At 49.1% G+C, this 16,962-nt stretch carries 20 protein-coding genes; 15 read left to right on the top strand and 5 right to left on the bottom strand.

The window, feature by feature from the left end:
• Positions 1-3: 3 nt before the first annotated feature.
• Complete coding sequence (locus J4760_RS01000; protein ID WP_145285115.1) at positions 4-360, bottom strand: YugN family protein; 357 nt, start codon at positions 358-360, stop codon at positions 4-6.
• A 139-nt stretch (positions 361-499) separates the two neighbouring features.
• Between J4760_RS01000 and J4760_RS01005 the strand changes: the two genes are divergently transcribed.
• Positions 500-943 carry a YlbF/YmcA family competence regulator gene (locus J4760_RS01005; protein ID WP_145285118.1) on the top strand — a complete coding sequence of 148 codons (444 nt, stop codon included), beginning with the start codon at positions 500-502 and terminating at the stop codon, positions 941-943.
• A gap of 34 nt (positions 944-977) precedes the next feature.
• Here J4760_RS01005 and J4760_RS01010 read toward each other — a convergent pair whose 3' ends face one another.
• Positions 978-1,898 (bottom strand): glycerophosphodiester phosphodiesterase family protein, encoded by a 921-nt coding sequence (locus tag J4760_RS01010; RefSeq protein WP_237604506.1) that lies wholly within the window; start codon positions 1,896-1,898, stop codon positions 978-980.
• Positions 1,899-1,986: 88 nt separating this feature from the next.
• Here J4760_RS01010 and J4760_RS01015 point away from each other — a divergent pair, with 88 nt between their 5' ends.
• Positions 1,987-2,250, top strand: a complete 264-nt coding sequence (locus J4760_RS01015; protein ID WP_145285124.1) for a DUF2129 domain-containing protein — start codon at positions 1,987-1,989, stop codon at positions 2,248-2,250.
• Positions 2,251-2,253: 3 nt separating this feature from the next.
• Here J4760_RS01015 and J4760_RS01020 read toward each other — a convergent pair whose 3' ends face one another.
• The gene (locus tag J4760_RS01020; protein WP_145285127.1) at positions 2,254-2,625 is read right to left on the bottom strand and encodes a DUF7147 family protein; all 372 of its coding nucleotides are present in this window, start codon (positions 2,623-2,625) and stop codon (positions 2,254-2,256) included.
• A gap of 60 nt (positions 2,626-2,685) precedes the next feature.
• Between J4760_RS01020 and rsmD the strand changes: the two genes are divergently transcribed.
• Entirely contained in the window at positions 2,686-3,228 is a 543-nt protein-coding gene (gene rsmD / locus J4760_RS01025; protein ID WP_237604507.1) for a 16S rRNA (guanine(966)-N(2))-methyltransferase RsmD, read from the top strand.
• Positions 3,228-3,713, top strand: a complete 486-nt coding sequence (gene coaD / locus J4760_RS01030; protein ID WP_145285132.1) for a pantetheine-phosphate adenylyltransferase — start codon at positions 3,228-3,230, stop codon at positions 3,711-3,713. Before rsmD ends, coaD begins: the two co-directional genes overlap by 1 nt.
• On the opposite strand, the gene J4760_RS01035 is transcribed toward coaD, so the two are convergent.
• Positions 3,700-4,836, bottom strand: a complete 1,137-nt coding sequence (locus J4760_RS01035) for a nucleotidyltransferase (protein WP_237604508.1) — start codon at positions 4,834-4,836, stop codon at positions 3,700-3,702. The genes coaD and J4760_RS01035 overlap by 14 nt on opposite strands.
• Before the next feature lie 137 nt (positions 4,837-4,973).
• On the opposite strand from J4760_RS01035, the gene J4760_RS01040 reads away from it, so the two are divergent.
• Positions 4,974-5,489 carry a YceD family protein gene (locus J4760_RS01040; RefSeq protein ID WP_237604509.1) on the top strand — a complete coding sequence of 172 codons (516 nt, stop codon included), beginning with the start codon at positions 4,974-4,976 and terminating at the stop codon, positions 5,487-5,489.
• Positions 5,490-5,491: 2 nt separating this feature from the next.
• Positions 5,492-5,665 (top strand): 50S ribosomal protein L32, encoded by a 174-nt coding sequence (rpmF, locus tag J4760_RS01045; RefSeq protein WP_145285141.1) that lies wholly within the window; start codon positions 5,492-5,494, stop codon positions 5,663-5,665.
• Positions 5,666-5,728: 63 nt separating this feature from the next.
• On the opposite strand, the gene J4760_RS01050 is transcribed toward rpmF, so the two are convergent.
• Complete coding sequence (locus J4760_RS01050) at positions 5,729-6,193, bottom strand: N-acetyltransferase (protein WP_237604510.1); 465 nt, start codon at positions 6,191-6,193, stop codon at positions 5,729-5,731.
• Positions 6,194-6,305: 112 nt separating this feature from the next.
• Here J4760_RS01050 and bshC point away from each other — a divergent pair, with 112 nt between their 5' ends.
• The 9 genes from bshC to ftsA all read left to right on the top strand — a co-directional run bounded on the left by bshC (position 6,306) and on the right by ftsA (position 16,938).
• Positions 6,306-7,886 carry a bacillithiol biosynthesis cysteine-adding enzyme BshC gene (gene bshC / locus J4760_RS01055; protein ID WP_145285146.1) on the top strand — a complete coding sequence of 527 codons (1,581 nt, stop codon included), beginning with the start codon at positions 6,306-6,308 and terminating at the stop codon, positions 7,884-7,886.
• A 131-nt stretch (positions 7,887-8,017) separates the two neighbouring features.
• On the top strand, positions 8,018-8,449 hold the full coding sequence (mraZ, locus tag J4760_RS01060; RefSeq protein WP_145285149.1) for a division/cell wall cluster transcriptional repressor MraZ: 432 nt from the start codon (positions 8,018-8,020) through the stop codon (positions 8,447-8,449).
• An 11-nt stretch (positions 8,450-8,460) separates the two neighbouring features.
• Positions 8,461-9,390 carry a 16S rRNA (cytosine(1402)-N(4))-methyltransferase RsmH gene (rsmH, locus tag J4760_RS01065; protein WP_145285152.1) on the top strand — a complete coding sequence of 310 codons (930 nt, stop codon included), beginning with the start codon at positions 8,461-8,463 and terminating at the stop codon, positions 9,388-9,390.
• A gap of 11 nt (positions 9,391-9,401) precedes the next feature.
• Positions 9,402-9,773 carry a cell division protein FtsL gene (ftsL, locus tag J4760_RS01070; RefSeq protein WP_145285154.1) on the top strand — a complete coding sequence of 124 codons (372 nt, stop codon included), beginning with the start codon at positions 9,402-9,404 and terminating at the stop codon, positions 9,771-9,773.
• Positions 9,760-11,910, top strand: a complete 2,151-nt coding sequence (locus J4760_RS01075; RefSeq protein WP_237604511.1) for a penicillin-binding protein — start codon at positions 9,760-9,762, stop codon at positions 11,908-11,910. Before ftsL ends, J4760_RS01075 begins: the two co-directional genes overlap by 14 nt.
• An 11-nt stretch (positions 11,911-11,921) precedes the next feature.
• The gene (gene mraY, locus J4760_RS01080; protein ID WP_145285160.1) at positions 11,922-12,884 is read left to right on the top strand and encodes a phospho-N-acetylmuramoyl-pentapeptide-transferase; all 963 of its coding nucleotides are present in this window, start codon (positions 11,922-11,924) and stop codon (positions 12,882-12,884) included.
• Positions 12,885-14,216 (top strand): UDP-N-acetylmuramoyl-L-alanine--D-glutamate ligase, encoded by a 1,332-nt coding sequence (murD, locus tag J4760_RS01085; protein ID WP_145285163.1) that lies wholly within the window; start codon positions 12,885-12,887, stop codon positions 14,214-14,216.
• Between the two features lie 17 nt (positions 14,217-14,233).
• A complete protein-coding gene (locus J4760_RS01090; protein WP_145285165.1) occupies positions 14,234-15,364 on the top strand; it encodes a cell division protein FtsQ/DivIB in 1,131 nt (376 codons plus the stop codon).
• A gap of 116 nt (positions 15,365-15,480) precedes the next feature.
• A complete protein-coding gene (gene ftsA / locus J4760_RS01095) occupies positions 15,481-16,938 on the top strand; it encodes a cell division protein FtsA (protein WP_145285167.1) in 1,458 nt (485 codons plus the stop codon).
• Positions 16,939-16,962: the final 24 nt, after the last annotated feature.

Raw genomic sequence — 16,962 nt, forward strand, 5'->3', positions numbered from 1 at the left:
GATTTATGCGATTGCTTTCAGGTCCTGTGCGACAGCTCTGATTTTCTGTACGGCGTGGTTCACGATACGTTCAGGGAAATGTTCATCGCTTCCGTACTCGAGACCAGTCGGGTAGTAGTGTTTGCCCATGTATGGGTCCATCAGCTGGAGGATGGCATTTTTGGCACCAACATCCCCCTCTATTGCATATCCAGGGATACGCAGGTAATAGATGCCTTCAGGCAGTTCATATTTATAGTCGAAGGTCATCCGTTCATAATCCCATGAGCCGCCAAGTACCAGTCCGTTCTTATTCATAACATCTTGCAGTATATCCTGAGAAACGACCATCGTCTCAAGAGTAGAGTTTTCGAAAACCATGAATTTTCCTCCCTAAGCATTTTTCCATTACTTTAATTTTAATCTATTGTCCCGACAGTTGCAAATGGTATTTGAAAACTGAAAATGCTGGTGGTGGAAAACCATGGATATGTGATATTATGTGGGGGAGGTGTTGTAAATGGTTACAGAAACAGAAATGGAAATTCTAGATCAGCTCGATGCCTTAAATGAAAAAATAAGGCAGACCGAAGCCTATCAGCAGTATTGCAGATACCGTGCACTTCTTGATGAAGATCAGGAAGTATCACAGCTCATAGATCAGTTCACACGTCTGAAGATGGATTTCGAGGAAGTCCAGAGGTTTGGCAGATACCATCCCGACTTCAGTACAAAACGTCGGGAGATCAACCAGTTCAAAAAGAAACTGGATATGCACCCCGTCATCATGGAATACAGAAGGACCGAATATCAGCTGCAGGCTCTGCTTGATGAAGTGCTCTATCACGTGAGCACGAGTGTCAGCAGCAATGTCAATGTAGTCAGCAGCAACCCGTTCTTCTCCGTATCCGGAGAGTCCGGATGCGCAACAGGTGGCAGCTGCGGATGCCAGAGTGCAAGCTAGGATATGCGAAAGGCTCCCCATCGGGGAGCCTTTTCTAGTATCTTTCCTTCATCAGGTGGTGGCTGATGTCCGGATAATCGGTGACAATCGTGTGCGCACCTTTTTGGATGAGTTCATCCATCTCGTCCATTTCATTGATGACCCAGTATCCGACCGCAATGTTCAGGCTCTGCAGATAGTCTATGAAGCCTTCCTTGTCGAGCGGAATGTTGTTGTAGCGTGGTGGAATCTGGAAAGTATCCGCTTTAGGATTGAATAGATGCTTGAATCCTGAAGCATATGCCAAGTAGGCATTTCTGACCTGTTCTTCTCCGGCCCCAAGAGCGATGTCATCGCCCGAGTAGAGCTGGAACCGCTCAATCTGTGCATCGTAGAAGCTTGTGATGAGGACACGATCGCGGACGTCAAGCTCATCGATCAGACGGTAGAGCAGGCTTGGCATCAGACTGCCTTCATATGAATTCGGATCGTCCTTGATATCGATGTTGATGAGCTTGTCGGGATACTTCTCGATCAGCTCTCTGAGTGTTACAATGCGTGCATCTTCAGATTCCCTGTAAGGGTGGTTTCCTTCAGCATTCCGGAAATGGTAGCCGAAATCGAGTTTTCTGAGTTCGTCGAGTGTCAGGTTGCTTATGCGTCCGGCACCATTGGAAGTACGGTCCACATAGGCATCGTGGAAGACGACAATCTCTTCATCCTTTGTCATGCGGATATCGACTTCAAATCCGTCGACTTCGAATCTGCCCGCCTTGTCGAAGGCCGCAATGGTATGCTCCGGTGCAAGTCCCATGCCGCCGCGATGTGCAAAGATATAGGGGGAGCGGTGTCTGAAGTACGGTTTGATGTCTCTGATCTTCGGTTCACTCGCCACTCTGGTTCCCACCCAGAGTCCACCGACGAGTCCGCCTGTGACCCCGATTGCTGCAAGTAGGCTCTTCGTACACTTTTTCATAGTAATTATGCCTCCAATTATAGTTTCGTTTAAAACTTCCTATTTCCATGGTATCATAACTGTATAAAAATATATAAGGTGGGGTAGTATGCTTGAGAAACGCATCGGCATATACATTTATTTTAAACAAAATAAATTCATACGACAATTGAAACGGTACGGCCACCTCATATACGTCAATAAGGAAAAAAAGTACTTATTACTATATATATACGAAACCGACCTCTCTCAAACAATGGAGGCTTTGAACCGGCTGAAGTATGTCAGCGATGTGGTGGCGAGCGAATATCCGAATATCAAAAGGGAATACGGTACCGAGAACTTTGAACCGAAGGACTACCGGGTCATCTGATTTTCAGGTCAGGGGCGGAATCAGATGGTTCAGCCGCAGTACCCCGGTAATGTACTGGTAGAACTGCTCTCTTTCGTGGAAATCTTTTGGATCCCGCGTGGAGAATTCAATGACCGGAATATTCTGCCCCCGGCACCATTCACTGATCATCGCATATTTCTTTCCTGTGCCCTCCTTATGAAGGATGCCTCTGTAGATGGCATATATGGCCTGGAAATTTCCGCGGAGCGGTGACATGACGAGAAGAAATGTCGACATGCCTTCTGCGGTATGGAGGAAGATTCCTTTATCGATTCTTCCATGGTCATTCTCTATCAGTGCTTCAAGCTCGAAAAGGTCGCCATGACCTTCTCCAAGTGTGATGAATTTCTGCATATTATCAACTCCCATTCATCATTCTAAACCAACCATGTAAGGAAAGAAAGCAGGTTTCTCATGAGAATAATCAGTGGAAAATATAAATCAAAAAAACTTGCGGTACTGAAGTCGAATGATACGAGGCCGACGACCGACAAGGTACGGGAAAATATATTCAACATACTCGGTCCGATCGACGGCAGTGTCCTGGACCTGTTTGCCGGAAGCGGCGCACTCGGCATCGAGGCGCTGAGCCGCGGCGGCACGGATGCCATGTTCATAGACGGGGCGAAGGACGCGGTCGGCATCATAAGGCGAAATACGACGGACATCGAGGAACCGATCGAGATCTTCCGCAACGACTACCGGCGTGCGCTTCGGGCCATGAGCCGAAGAGGCAGGCAGTTCGACCTGATCTTCCTGGATCCGCCATACCATAAGGGGATGGTCGAAGTAGCACTTGAACTGATCGATTCACTGGGCATACTCGCCCGAGACGGCCGTATTGTGGTTGAGACGCATAAGGACGAAGCCTACGGAACACCCGGCTACGCCAGCCTGAAAGAAGCGGTATATGGCACGATCCGCATCAATGTACTGACAAAGGAAGGGGAACTATAATGAGTAGAATCGCAGTATGCCCGGGAAGTTTCGACCCGATCACCTACGGTCATCTTGATATCATAGAGCGGACGAGCAAGATTTTTGATACAGTCTATGTGTCCGTGCTGAAAAATTCATCAAAGAAGGGGCTCTTCTCGACAGAGGAGCGGGTGGCGATGATAGAAGCGGTGACCGCCCATCTGCCGAATGTCGAAGTGAGGAGTTTCAATGGCCTGCTGATCGACTTCTGTGAGGAAGTGGGGGCCAGGTCGATTGTCAGAGGTCTGCGTGCAGTCAGCGATTTCGAGTACGAGATGCAGCTGACCTCCATGAACCGCAAGCTCAACAGCTCCATAGAGACGATATACATGATGACCAACAACAACTATTCGTTCATCTCCTCCTCGATTGTCAAAGAGGTGGCCAAATATGGTGGCAGAATAGAGGACCTGGTCCCGCCGCTTGTGGAGGATGCCCTGAAACAGAAATTCAGTCTGCGATGATGACCGGCGTATTGAAGTCGTTCCTGTCCGAGCCGCTGTAGATATTATGGATATCGGTGGCGATGATATCGTTTCGGATATATCCGCTGTTCCTGCTGTTGACGTTGGTGATGACTTCAAGCGCTTCAGGCAGGGTTTTCAGGAAGGTCTGCCCTGTTCGGTTCATGGCCAGCACTCTGATGGCCTCAGGCATCTGCAATCCAGCCATCTGCGTCTGCGTAATATTGAGCAGTATATAGATCATGAGCCGGTTGAGACGCGTCATCGTATAGCGCTTCGTCTTGACATCGGAAAGGAAAGCATCATAGGAACGATGTTTTCTTATTTTGGCGAGCAATCTATGCTCTATGCCTTCGGTCATCATATAGATTTCACGCAAGTCGCGTGGCGTACTGCGCTGGATGAGGAGCTTCAGAGTATCGAACAGCACTTCGTTGGACAGTGGACCTTTGGCATGGATGCTACGCACCAGGTCTTCCGGCATATATTGCGCTGCTTCCTCGGTCCTGCCTTCCTGGATGGCCTGCCTCAGACTGGTGGCACTGGAGAAGCGGGATTCGGACAGGGCGGTCTCATTGTACTGGTTGCCGAGCCTTGGTATGGTCAGCGGTGTGATCTCGGCGCCGAGTGAATCGATTGCGCGCAGATAGGACAGGCCAAGAGTGTTATTGGCACCATTGAAGATGTCGGAGCCGATGGCTGCGTTGATGGCGCGGGGGTAGCTGTAGCCCTGCTTCGTCAATACCTCCATCTTCTCCCTTATATCATGATCCTTCAGCTTATGGTACGTATCATGAAGCGCATCGATATCGCCGGACTCACTGCCGAAGACGATATGGTCGCTGCCGAGCAGTTTAGCAATATGCACACCGCCGAGTGCAAAGTCATCGGCAAAGCTCACTGCCCAGGGCATGGGCAGCTCGACCACGAGATCGACGTGTGCAATGGCCGCCTGAGCACGCGTGAACTTGTCGGTGACGGCAATTTCGCCACGCTGTGTAAAACTGCCTGACATGATTGCGATGACGACGTCTGCCCCGGTCAGCCGCCTGGAGGCTTCGATATGATGGATATGTCCATTATGAAAGGGATTGTATTCAGTAATTAAAGATGTAATAATCATGGTTAGACACTCCTTTCTCTTCAATGATATTGTAACAGAAAATGCCATTGGAATAATGTGTAGTGTTAAGAAAAAAACTTGACAGAAAACCTTGTTGAAGGTACAATGTTTTTTGTGCTCATAAGAGGTGAAACTATATGAGATGGTCATTAACACAGCTTAATAAGTTCAAACAGAAATCAATCGCTGTAAATGAAAAGGTCCAGTTCGGAGAGATAACAGATCGCAAGGATGTCACCGGCACTGAAGAGACTTCAGTGGAAGGTGAGATCCATATACGGAATCGTGAGATTCTAGTCGATCTCACGATAGATACAGTGGTCAATATGCTCGATAGCCGTACTTCCGAAGATATAGAGGTACCTCTTCACATCGAATCACAGGAAGTATTCGTTGAAGAGCCGGGTGAGACCGACGAACTGGCTGAAAATGTTCATCCAGTGACCCACACTTTGGATCTCGAACCGATTGTCCGTGAACTGATTGTCGTCAATATTCCCTACGTCATCACCAAAAGTGATGAAACGCTGACAGGTGGCAATAACTGGTCGGTCATGAAAGAAGAGGAACTGGCGGAAGATGCGGAAAAAGTGGATCCGAGAATGGCAAAGTTGAAATCGCTGCTAGACGACAGTGAAAATAAGGAGGAATAGAAATGGCAGTACCAAAAAGAAGAACCTCAATCACACGCAAAAGAAAACGCCGTACGCACCTGAAACTTTCAGTGCCTGGTATGGTCGAATGCCCGAACTGTGGTGAAATGAAGCTTTCCCACCGTGTATGTAAAGAATGTGGCAGCTATAAAGGTGAAGACGTCGTAGCAAACTAATTGATGCGATATGAAAAGTCGCTGGCGGAATGAATCCGCCAGCGACTTTTTGTGTTTTCCCATCTAGTTCAGTACATAGCCTTCCGGATACCAGATCAACGGATCATCCGCCATGTCCCGGTCAATGTCATATTTCATCGGTTCAAAGCCATGCTTTTCGAAGAATCCGCGCGCATTCTGGCGGCTGATCGCCTTGATGGGAAGTGCGTAATCCTTGGCGAATTCAATCATTTTACCGCCGAATCCCCGGCCCTGGTACTTCTCGAGTACTTCAAGCTTCCAGATGACCATGTAGTCATGTGGCGGATCGAATATCGGCTGCTGCTCGTCCTCTTTGCGGTACAGGCACATGCGGGCGGCCAGTGTGTCGCCGACGTAGATGCCATAGAATGGGGAGTCGATATCAGCGTCAATCATATTGCCTTCGAGTTCTTTCATCATATGCAGTTCCTGCGCACCATACTCACGGAATTTCTTGAAATCTTCTGCGGTCTTATAATTGATTGCTAAATGTTTCACTTCTGACATTTTTATTCTCTCCTTTGGTTTCATTATAGTATATTTCTTCAAAACCGTTCAATTGTTTTATATGTTTATAATATTTATAATCTAATTACTACCCCGAAGAAGGAGACGGATTATGGAAATCGAATGTTTGAATTTCGGACAGGATGAATTTACAAAAAACTTCAATAATAAAGATCAAGGGACACTGCAGTTCTATGATCATCTTTCCTATGATAGGGAAAGCGTGGAAAAGGTGCTGGATCGCCCTGTGCATCCGCATACGGAAAAGCTTGCGGGCATCATACGGAGCGATATGGAGCAGTATGGGCTGAGTGATGCGCAGCGTGAAAATATAGAAAAGCTCAAGGCCGGACATCGGGTCATCATCGGCGGCCAGCAGGCTGGCCTGTTCATGAGTCCGAGCTATATCATGCATAAGATCATCACACTGCTTGTGCTCACAGAGGAAGTCAAAGCAGCGCATGACTATGATGCGGTTCCTGTATTCTGGGTTGCCGGGGAGGATCATGATTTTGCCGAGGTGAATCATACCTACATCTATGACAAGCATCATAGAAGACGCCGTAAAATCTCCTATAAACCGAACTTGACGGTACCGATGAGTCTCGGGTTCTACCGGTATGATGCTGCCGAAATGGAGAGGACACTGCTCGCAATCATCGAAGCATGCGGCGATTCGGGTCTGCTTTACCATAAGAAGAGCCATATCATTGAAATGATCCATCGCCATGAGTACTGGACTGAACTCTTTCATGCGCTCGTCCATGATGTGTTCAAGGAGGAAGGACTGCTCATCTTCAACGCGCACAGTGAGGCAGTACGTGCCTTTGAAGTGCCGATGTTTGAACAAATGATCAATCATCATGAAGACATCGACCGGTCCTTCAGGAGCGGACAGAAGAAATTCAATGAAACACTCGGACTGTCCCCGATGATAGAGACGGAGACCAATGTCCATCTGTTCACAGGTTCCGAAGGAAGCAGGACACTGCTGATGCAGCAGGATGGCCGGTTCGAGACAGATAAAGGCACAATCGACAAGGAGGCGCTGATCGAAAGACTTGGGGATGCACCTGAAACGTTCAGCAATAATGTCGTTACGAGACCCCTCATGCAGGAAATGCTGTTCAATACGCTCATATTCGCGGGCGGCGGTGCCGAAGTCAAGTACTGGGGCGAACTCCACGAAGTGTTTCAATCAATGGGGATGCCGATGCCGATTGTTCTGAAGCGCATGGAGATCATCCACGAAGATATGCGGCTTGGCAAGCTGCTTGATAAATATGATCTGCAAGTATCTAATACACTGCATGCAGATGTGGAAAACAGAAAGAACAGGCTGGTGGAGGAGGCGACCGACCAGGCATTCCTTGACGAGGTGGATGCGATGAAGACCAGACTCGAAGATGACTACCGAGCCCTGTCGGGTGGTGATGGCCGGGAGCGGTACGGGCATCTGATTGAAGCGAACATGAAAGTCCACCAGAAGCAGCTTGCCTATCTGAAACGGAGGTACAGGCTCGAAGTGAAAAAGGCATTGAGAAGCAGGCTGAATGACCTTGAGGAAGTGGCGGAGCGCGTCATGCCTGGCGGTGCGCTGCAGGAGCGTGTCTACCACCCTTGGATGTTCCCTGGAATCGACCATCGCAATCTAAGCTATACGACGAAGCTCACAATTATAAAAGGCGTCTAGCATAAAGGCAGTTTCCTTCTCGTGGAAACTGTCTTTTTTCATGTTAAGTAATTAAATTCACACAAATGCACATAATTTGTGGTACAGAGTGGGGAGATGTGGTAAATTATTTGTATAGGCGAGGTGATTGGATGTTCATGGGAGAATTCAGGCATCAGCTGGATGCTAAAGGACGCTTGATTGTTCCCAGCAAATTCAGGGATGCCCTTGATAAGCAGTTCATCATCACCCGCGGCCTCGATCACTGTCTGTTCGGCTATACAATGGAAGAATGGGCACAGATCGAAAAGAAAATGAGCACCCTGCCACTGACGAAAAGGGATGCCAGAAAGTTCATGAGAATGTTCTTTTCAGGCGCAACCGAAGTTGAAGTGGATAAGCAGGGCAGAATCAACATTCCACAGAATTTAAGAGATTATGCTGACTTGAAAAAAGAATGTACGGTTATTGGCGTTTCGCAGAGGATTGAAATATGGAGCACAGAAAAATGGGAGTCCTTCTACGACGATTCGGAATCCCATTTTGAAGATATAGCAGAAGAACTGATTGATTTTGATTTATAGGATGTGAGGATATGTTCAGGCACGATACCGTTCTATTGGAAGAGACAGTGGACGGGCTGAATATACGCCCGGACGGCATTTATGTCGATGCCACATTGGGTGGCGGCGGGCACAGTGCCTATCTTCTCGAACAACTGACGACAGGACACCTGTTCGCTTTTGATCAGGATAGCCTGGCAATTCAGAACGCAGAGGAAAAATTCAAAGATAGTAATAACCTCACACTCATACATTCCAACTTTGAACATTTGACAGAAGCGCTTTCCGAGCAGGGCGTTACGGGAATCGATGGTATATTGTACGATCTTGGGGTTTCAAGCCCCCAATTGGATATTACGGAAAGAGGGTTCAGCCACTCCAAAGAGGCAAGACTTGATATGCGGATGGACCAGAGCCAGTCTCTGGATGCATACGAGATTGTCAATACATATTCCTATGAACAGCTGACCAGTATCTTCTTCAGATATGGGGAAGAGAAGTTTTCCAAGAAGATTGCACGGGAGATTGAACGTCTGCGTGCTGTGAAACCCATTGAAACAACTGTTGAACTTACAGAGATCATCAAATCGCAGATACCGCACAAGTTCAGAAGAACAGGCGGCCACCCGGCCAAGCGTGTCTTCCAGGCACTAAGAATTGCAGTGAATGATGAACTTGGCGTCTTCGAACGTTCTCTTGAGCAGGCAATCGGCCTTCTGAATAAGGGGGGCCGTGTATCAGTGATTACATTCCACTCCCTCGAGGACAGAATCTGCAAGCAGATGTTCATGGAGTATGAGTCCGGACCTGAACTGCCTCGTAATATGCCGATCATTCCCGAAGCCTATGAACCGATTTTGAAGCGTGTCAACAAGAAACCGATTGTTGCAGATGACATGGCGGTGGAGGACAATCCACGTGCACGCAGTGCAAAACTAAGAATTGCAGAGAAGCAGAAATAGGGAGTGTTATTATGGCAGTAGAACGCTATCACCAGACCTTGCCGCGTCCGCATACAGAGCAGGAACAGATCCATGAGACCAGGAAAGCCAGACGCGTCATCGGTATCAAGAAATTTGAAGCACTTGCATACCTTATACTGATGACATTGATTGCAGCAGCTGCAATATACGTACTTTCGCTCAAGATGGAAGCCTATTCGCTTCAGACACAAAATACCCAGGTCGAAAGTGAAATTGCCGTCAGGGAAGGCGAGATCAGTGAACTGAAGACGGAAGTGACAGATCTTGGCTCCTATGAAAGAATCTACGAAAAAGCGAATGAACTCGGACTTGAACTGGACAATGGAAATGTAAAGGTTGCTGAGAAGTATGGCAAGGATTAGAATCAGGCTTGGTGAGAAAACTAAAACGCTATCAGTTGGTGCGCTCCTAATCTACCTTGGTATAGGAGTGCTTTTTATTTGCATATTTTGGCAATTCTCCTATCTGATGATATACAAGACGCTCGATGATGAAGACCTGGTGGCGCATGGACACGACAAGTTTACACGCTCAGCCGTCAGGGAAGCGGAACGCGGGGACATCGTGGACCGCCACGGTAACGTTCTGGCAAGCGATATGGAAGCATACCGTCTGGCATTGATTACGGATGCGGACTACCCGAACCACGTGACAGATCCTAAGGAGACAGCCGAAGCGGTCTCGGAGATAATAGATATGCCGGCTCAGGATATACAGGCACGTATAGAAGAAGGGATCGAGAATGAAAGGTTCCAGGTGGAGCTCGGCAAGGAGGGGCGCGACCTTTCCTACAACCAGAAAAATGCACTGGAGGATGGCAGCATTCCGGGCATCGTGCTGACACCGGAAACGAAACGCTTCTATCCGAATGGGGACTTCGCGTCCCATCTGATCGGCTATGCCGAACAGCAGGGAGACACGGATGAGCTGCAGGGTCAGCTCGGTCTGGAACGGGCATATGATGATATACTCCAGGGGCAGGACGGCACCATAGACTATACGCAGGATCTATGGGGATATATTGTACCGAATTCGGATACGGTAAAACCGCCCGAAGATGGCGCGGAAATGAAATTGACGATCGACTCGAATATCCAGCTGTATCTTGAAGACTCACTCGATATAATGGAGGAGCACTTTGAGCCTGAGGAGCTGTTCGCCGTCGTGGCGGATGCAGAAACGGGCGAAATTCTAGCCAGTGGCCAGCGCCCTTCATTCAACCCGAGAACCCGTGAAGGGTTCGGCAACAGCTGGCTGAACATGCTCTACCAGTACTCCTTCGAGCCGGGCTCGACGTTCAAGGTGTTCGGCCTTGCTGCGGCAATCGATGCCGGTGTCTATGATCCGAATGCACTGTACGAATCCGGGTCCTACGATGTCAATGGATATACGATCCATGACTGGGAAACTGAAGGATGGGGAGAAATCACCTATAATGAAGGCATGCAGTATTCCTCCAATGCACTGATGATGCTGCTGCAGGACAAGGTCGGGGAGGACAAGATGCTCGACTACTACAAGCAGTTCGGCTTCGGCGAAACGACCGGCTCCGAGTTCCCGAATGAGCAGACCGGTACACTTTCCTGGGAAAGCGAACTGCAGAGGAAAACGACATCTTTCGGACAGGGTTCGACAGTCACACCGATACAGATGATCCAGGGCATGACTGCAATTCTGAACGGTGGCAAGATGAAGAAGCCGTATGTCATAGAATCGATCACCGATCCGGATACAGACGAAGTGCTGCATCAGGGCAAGGAGACAGTCGTTCGCCAGGTCATCTCGGAAGAAGCAGCGGATAAGACGCATGAAGAGCTCAATACGCTGGTCGGCGGTTCCATGGAAAGAAACCCGCAGTATCTGCTCGATGACTACGAAGTCGCCGGCAAGTCCGGAACGGCACAGGTGATCGACCCCGAAAACGGCGGCTACATGGATGGACCCTACGAATTTCTGACATCATTCATCGGCTACGCGCCGGAGGATGACCCGGAAGTCATCATCTACTACGGGGTGAAGCTTGCATCGAAAAACAAATCCGATACATGGGACATCGGTGTCATGCCAGGATTCAACCCACTGATGGAACGCACACTCAAATATCTGACAGTCGAGGAATCGGAAGATGAGCAGGAGGCGGAAGTGATCGAAGTCGGTGACTATGCCGGCGAACCTTTGAGTGGGATACCGTTTGCTTCCGACTCCACGATTCAGACCATCGTAGTCGGCAATGGGCAAGAGGTGGTGGACCACTATCCTAAAAATGATAAGCTTCTGCCGTACGATTCGTTCTTCGTCAAAACGGACGGGGACGCGTCAATGCCTGATCTTACCGGCCTGTCAAAGCGTGAAGCTGTGCTATTTGGTGACTTTGTGGGTATTGAGGTCACTGTGGAAGGGGAAGGTTATGTAAACTCCCAGTCCATTGCACCAGGTACTGTTCTTAGTAATGAAGAAGCACTCGAAGTCACACTATCATCGAATGACCCCGAAGATTAGAGGAGGACAAAATGAACTATCTATTTCCAATCATCGCATTCATCAGCACAGTCATACTGGTGCCGGTGACCATACCACTTCTGAAGCGGATGAAGTTCGGCCAGTCCATCCGCGAGGAGGGCCCGAAGAGCCACCAGGTAAAGACAGGAACACCGACGATGGGCGGGTTGACCTATCTGATTCCGGTCATCATCCTGTCCATCATTGCGCTACTGATGGTGGATGATGCATACAAGATGCTTGTTCTCGTCATTGTGACCGTCGGCTTCGGTCTGATCGGCTTCATCGATGACTACATCATCGTCGTCAAAAAGGACAACAGGGGGCTGTCCTCCAAACAGAAGTTTCTTGCACAGATCATTGTTTCAATCATCGTCTATTTCATCATGACCCAGGCCATTACGGATATAGAGACAAGCATCCATATACCGGGCACGGACATCAACATCCCGCTCGGCATACTGTTCATGCTGTGGATCGTCTTCTGGCAAGTGGGATTCTCGAATGCCGTCAATCTGACGGATGGACTCGATGGTCTGGCTACAGGGCTGTCCATCATCGCCTTTTCAAGTTTCCTGGTCATCGCAATCATGCAGGAAGAGATGGCAATCGCCCTTTTCCTCCTCATAATGATCGGCGCACTGCTCGGATTTCTCGTCTACAACAAATATCCAGCAAAGCTGTTCATGGGTGACACGGGTTCGCTCGCACTCGGCGGCATCATCGCCACAGTTTCGATCATGCTCAACGAGAGCCTGCTGCTTCTCCTCATCGGCATCGTCTTCGTCGTAGAGACGGCTTCAGTGATGATGCAGGTGGCTTCCTACAAGCTGACGGGCAGGAGAATATTCAGAATGACACCGATCCACCATCACTTCGAGCTTGGCGGCTGGAGCGAGTGGAAGATTGTCATCGTGTTCTGGACCGCCGGCATCATTGCCGGTGCCATCGGTGTCCTATTGGGGGTGTTGTAGATGACTGCCAGTTTTGAAAATAAAAACGTCGTTGTCCTCGGATACGGCCGGAGTGGCCGGAGTGCCGTTTCGGCACTTGTGTCTCTCGGGGCGGTCGTCACTCTGACAACAAATGAAATCATCGCAGACGAAAAAGTCAGGCAGACGATGAAAGGATGGGGCGTTGAAATCGTCGATGGCCACCATCCGACAAGTCTTCTGAATGATGCCGAGCTGATCGTCAAGAATCCCGGCATCCCGTATTCCATACCGTTTCTTGAGTCGGCTGCCGACAGGGATGTTCCAATCATTACGGAAGTCGAACTGGCATATCACATGTCCGACGCCCCGATCATCGGCATCACTGGTACAAATGGAAAGACGACAGTCACGCACCTGATCGGTGAAATGCTTGAACGTTCAGGCCTTTCGCCAATATTGTGCGGAAACATCGGATACCCGGCGTCGGAAGCAGTACGTGAGGCCGCGAAGGAAGATATTCTGGTCATGGAACTGTCCTCGTTCCAGCTTATGGGCATAAAGGAATTTCGTCCCGACACAGCGGTATTCACCAATATCTACGAAGCCCATATCGACTACCATGGCACCCGGGAAGCCTATGTACAGGCGAAGATGAATCTGCTGTCCAATATGGATCAGCAGCAGACGGTGATATTCAATGGGGCGCAGCGGGAAATGCTTCATGATCCTGCCAGCCTGCATGTCGAATACTTCTCCACTACCGACGGCGGGGAGGCTTCAATAGAAGATGGCATGGTCACATACAAAGGGATGCCATTGATCCACATCGACCAGGTGAAACTGAAAGGTGATCACAACCTCGAGAATATTCTTGCAGCGCTGCTTGCAGCCAAACGGCATGGAGCAACCGACGAAGCGGTCAGGGAAACACTGCTTCATTTCGGCAGTATACCGCATCGCATGGAGCATCTTGGCGAGTATGCGGGTGCATCCTACTATAACGATTCCAAGGCGACCAATAACCTGGCCACTACCTTTGCACTGAAAAGTTTCAAAGATCCGATCATCTGGATCGCCGGAGGGCTTGATCGGGGGCAGTCGCTCGAGTCACTTGCTCCGCATATGGACAATGTGCGCATGGTCATCACTTTCGGCGAGACGAAAGATAAGTTCAAAGCGCTTGCCGAAAGCACCGGGAAGACCGTCCTGATTACAGAGCATCCCCATGATGCAGTACAGGTGGCCGCAAAGCATGCAGAGGTGGGGGATGTGGTTCTGTTTTCACCGGCATGTGCAAGCTGGGACCAGTACAAGGACTATGAAGCCAGAGGCGACCACTTCAAGGAAGGGTTCAGTACGCTTGATAGATGAAGGAAGGGGGTGAGCCGATGAGTGACAGACCGGACATAGAAGAAATGAAGAAAAAGTTGAAGCGCGCGAAGGAATCGGACAGTCATATGCTGGATGAGCGTCTCGACAGCGGCTCTCCTCCCGAGACGCAGCAGAACGAACCGGACGGTGGTGTGCCTGAAGGTGCATCCGATCCTATTGATGATGAGGCCGAAGAGGAGGAGGCGGTTGCCACCTTCCACAGCAGGCTGATGAATGAAAACAGGCAGACCGCGGGCCATTATTTTGTGGACGAAGATGAAATTGAGACTTTTCCCCGGGAAGACAGGCAGCCGGAAAGAAAACGCAGGCTGCCCCGTCCGAAGTTCACCCGTGCACATTTCTATATACTGCTGCTGCTTGTACTGCTGCTGTCCGTCGGTACATTGATATGGTATGTCTTCAGCAGTGCAAGTGACATCAAGACCATCAATATTTCCGGGAATGAACTGATCAGCGATGAAGAGGTACAGGATCGACTGCATTTTGATGAAGGGACGAAAATGTTCAGTGCCGACCTGTCGCAGGCCAGGGAGAACATTGCACTCCTGCCTGCTGTCCAAAGTGTCGAACTGGAACGCAAATGGTGGAGCCAGATCAATGTCACTGTGACTGAATACAGGGCACTCGGGTATGTTGCCAACAATGCCGACTACTATCCGGTTCTCGAAAATGCCCAGATATTGCGAGGCTATCCCTCTGCACCGAAAAAGGCACCCATCCTCCACTACTTCGAAGGCAGGGAATTCAACCAGCTGGTGGAGAATCTGGATAAGGTGGACGCTGAAATACTGGAAGGCATTTCCGAGATATACTACCGGCCTTCCGAGAACTCATCGACACGCATCCATATGTTCATGAACGACGGCCAGGAAATTGTTGCAGACTACCGGACAATTGATGAAAAGATGAACTATTATCCAAGTGTCCGCAAAGAAATCGGGGACCCGAATTCCGGTGTCATCGACTTTGAAATCGGCAGCAGTTTCCTGCCCTACGGAAGCCAGGAGGCAGAGGAAGTCAAAGCAGGCATATATGAAACGCCGGTACAGGCTAAATACATCGAAGATGTAAATCAGGCACTGGCGGATGTAAGAGATCAGCTTACGGATATCGGCGGCGGGGAGTAATGATTCCCCGCCTGTTTTTATACTGGACTATTATGCATAAATAGTTCACAATATAAAAAGTATAATGTAAACTATATGATAGAAAGCTGAAACAGGCTTGCTAGGAGGCAAATGAGTTGAAGGAACATTATTATGTTGCCCTGGATATCGGTTCCGCAAGTGTAAAGGCGGTCGTCGGTGAGAAATTCCATGATGGTGTCAACATCATTGGCACTGGCCAGACCTTTACGGATGGAATATCCAAAGGGAAGATAAAAGATTTTGATCTGGCACGAAATGCCATTATAGATACGGTTAAAAAGGCAAAGATCTCATCTGGAGTCGACATAGATGAAGTCTTTTTAAAAATGCCGATTACTGAAACGGAACTCAAGTTCAGTGAGGAGGAATTGCGTTTTGGCGGCAATTCCACCGAAATCAACGGTACACACATCGAAGACCTTCTGGAAACGCTGCGGGAAAGGGAAATCCACAAGGACCGCGAAGTGGTGACAGTCTATCCTGTCCATTTCAAGGTCGACGACCTGCATGAAGTGATGGACCCGAAAGAAATGATGGCGACCCAATCGCTGTTTGTACGGGCAGGTATTGTTCTTGTCAACAGGACACTGCTCATGAATGCAGTCAAATGTGTCGAGGATGCAGGTCTTGAAGTCCTCGATGTCTACTCCGATGCGGTCAACTATCAGCATATATTGAGCGAATCCGAGGTGGAACTTGGTGGTGTGGCGATCGATATCGGCGCAGATCTCACACAGTTCGGCTACTATGAACGCGGCACATTGAAATATGCAGGCAGTATCGCTGTCGGTGGCAATCACATTACAAGAGATCTCTCGGAAGCGTTCAACACGCCGATGGAGGCTGCCGAAAAGGCCAAGCATCAGTATGGCCATGCTTTCTATGATCTTGCTTCCGAAGCAGACATCGTCAGGCTGCCACAGCGGGATGGCGAGCCGGATATTGAAGTGACGCCAAAGGATCTTTCAGACATCATCGAGATGCGTCTGGAAGAAATGCTCATGAGCGTATTTGAAGCACTGCAGCAGCAGCGGATCACCAAGGTCAATGGCGGTTTCGTCGTAACAGGTGGGACAGCGAACCTGCTTGGAGTCAAAGAGCTCATGCAGGATCTCGTATCCGAGAAGATCAGGGTGCACGTCCCGAACCAGATGGGTGCACGCAAGCCGGAATTCTCAAGTGTTATTTCCACAGTATCAAGCGGAATTATGTTTGATGAACTTCTTGAATATGTTACAATTGATAATTATGACACGGAGTCGGAAGATGCTCGATATGATGCATCTGAAGAGACATCGGGCAGCTTTTTCAATGGTCTTTTCAACAAGCGGAAAGAGCATAATACCCGTCAGCTGGAATCAGGAGAAACCTACAAGTATCCACCTGGCAAAACCAGCGGTTCTGCTCCGGATGAAGCGGAGTATTCCGATTACGCATATGATGAAGCGCGTTCGGATGAAACAGTCACAAAACGCTCTGAAGACACGCCTCAAGGTGAACAGAAGGACTACCGTGGATACATGAAAAAGCTCTTTAAAAATTTGTTTGAGTAAGATGAATGACTGGGAGGAAATGGA

The sequence above is a fragment of the Salinicoccus sp. ID82-1 genome, assembly GCF_021991715.1.
Taxonomy (GTDB): Bacteria; Bacillota; Bacilli; order Staphylococcales; family Salinicoccaceae; genus Salinicoccus; species Salinicoccus cyprini.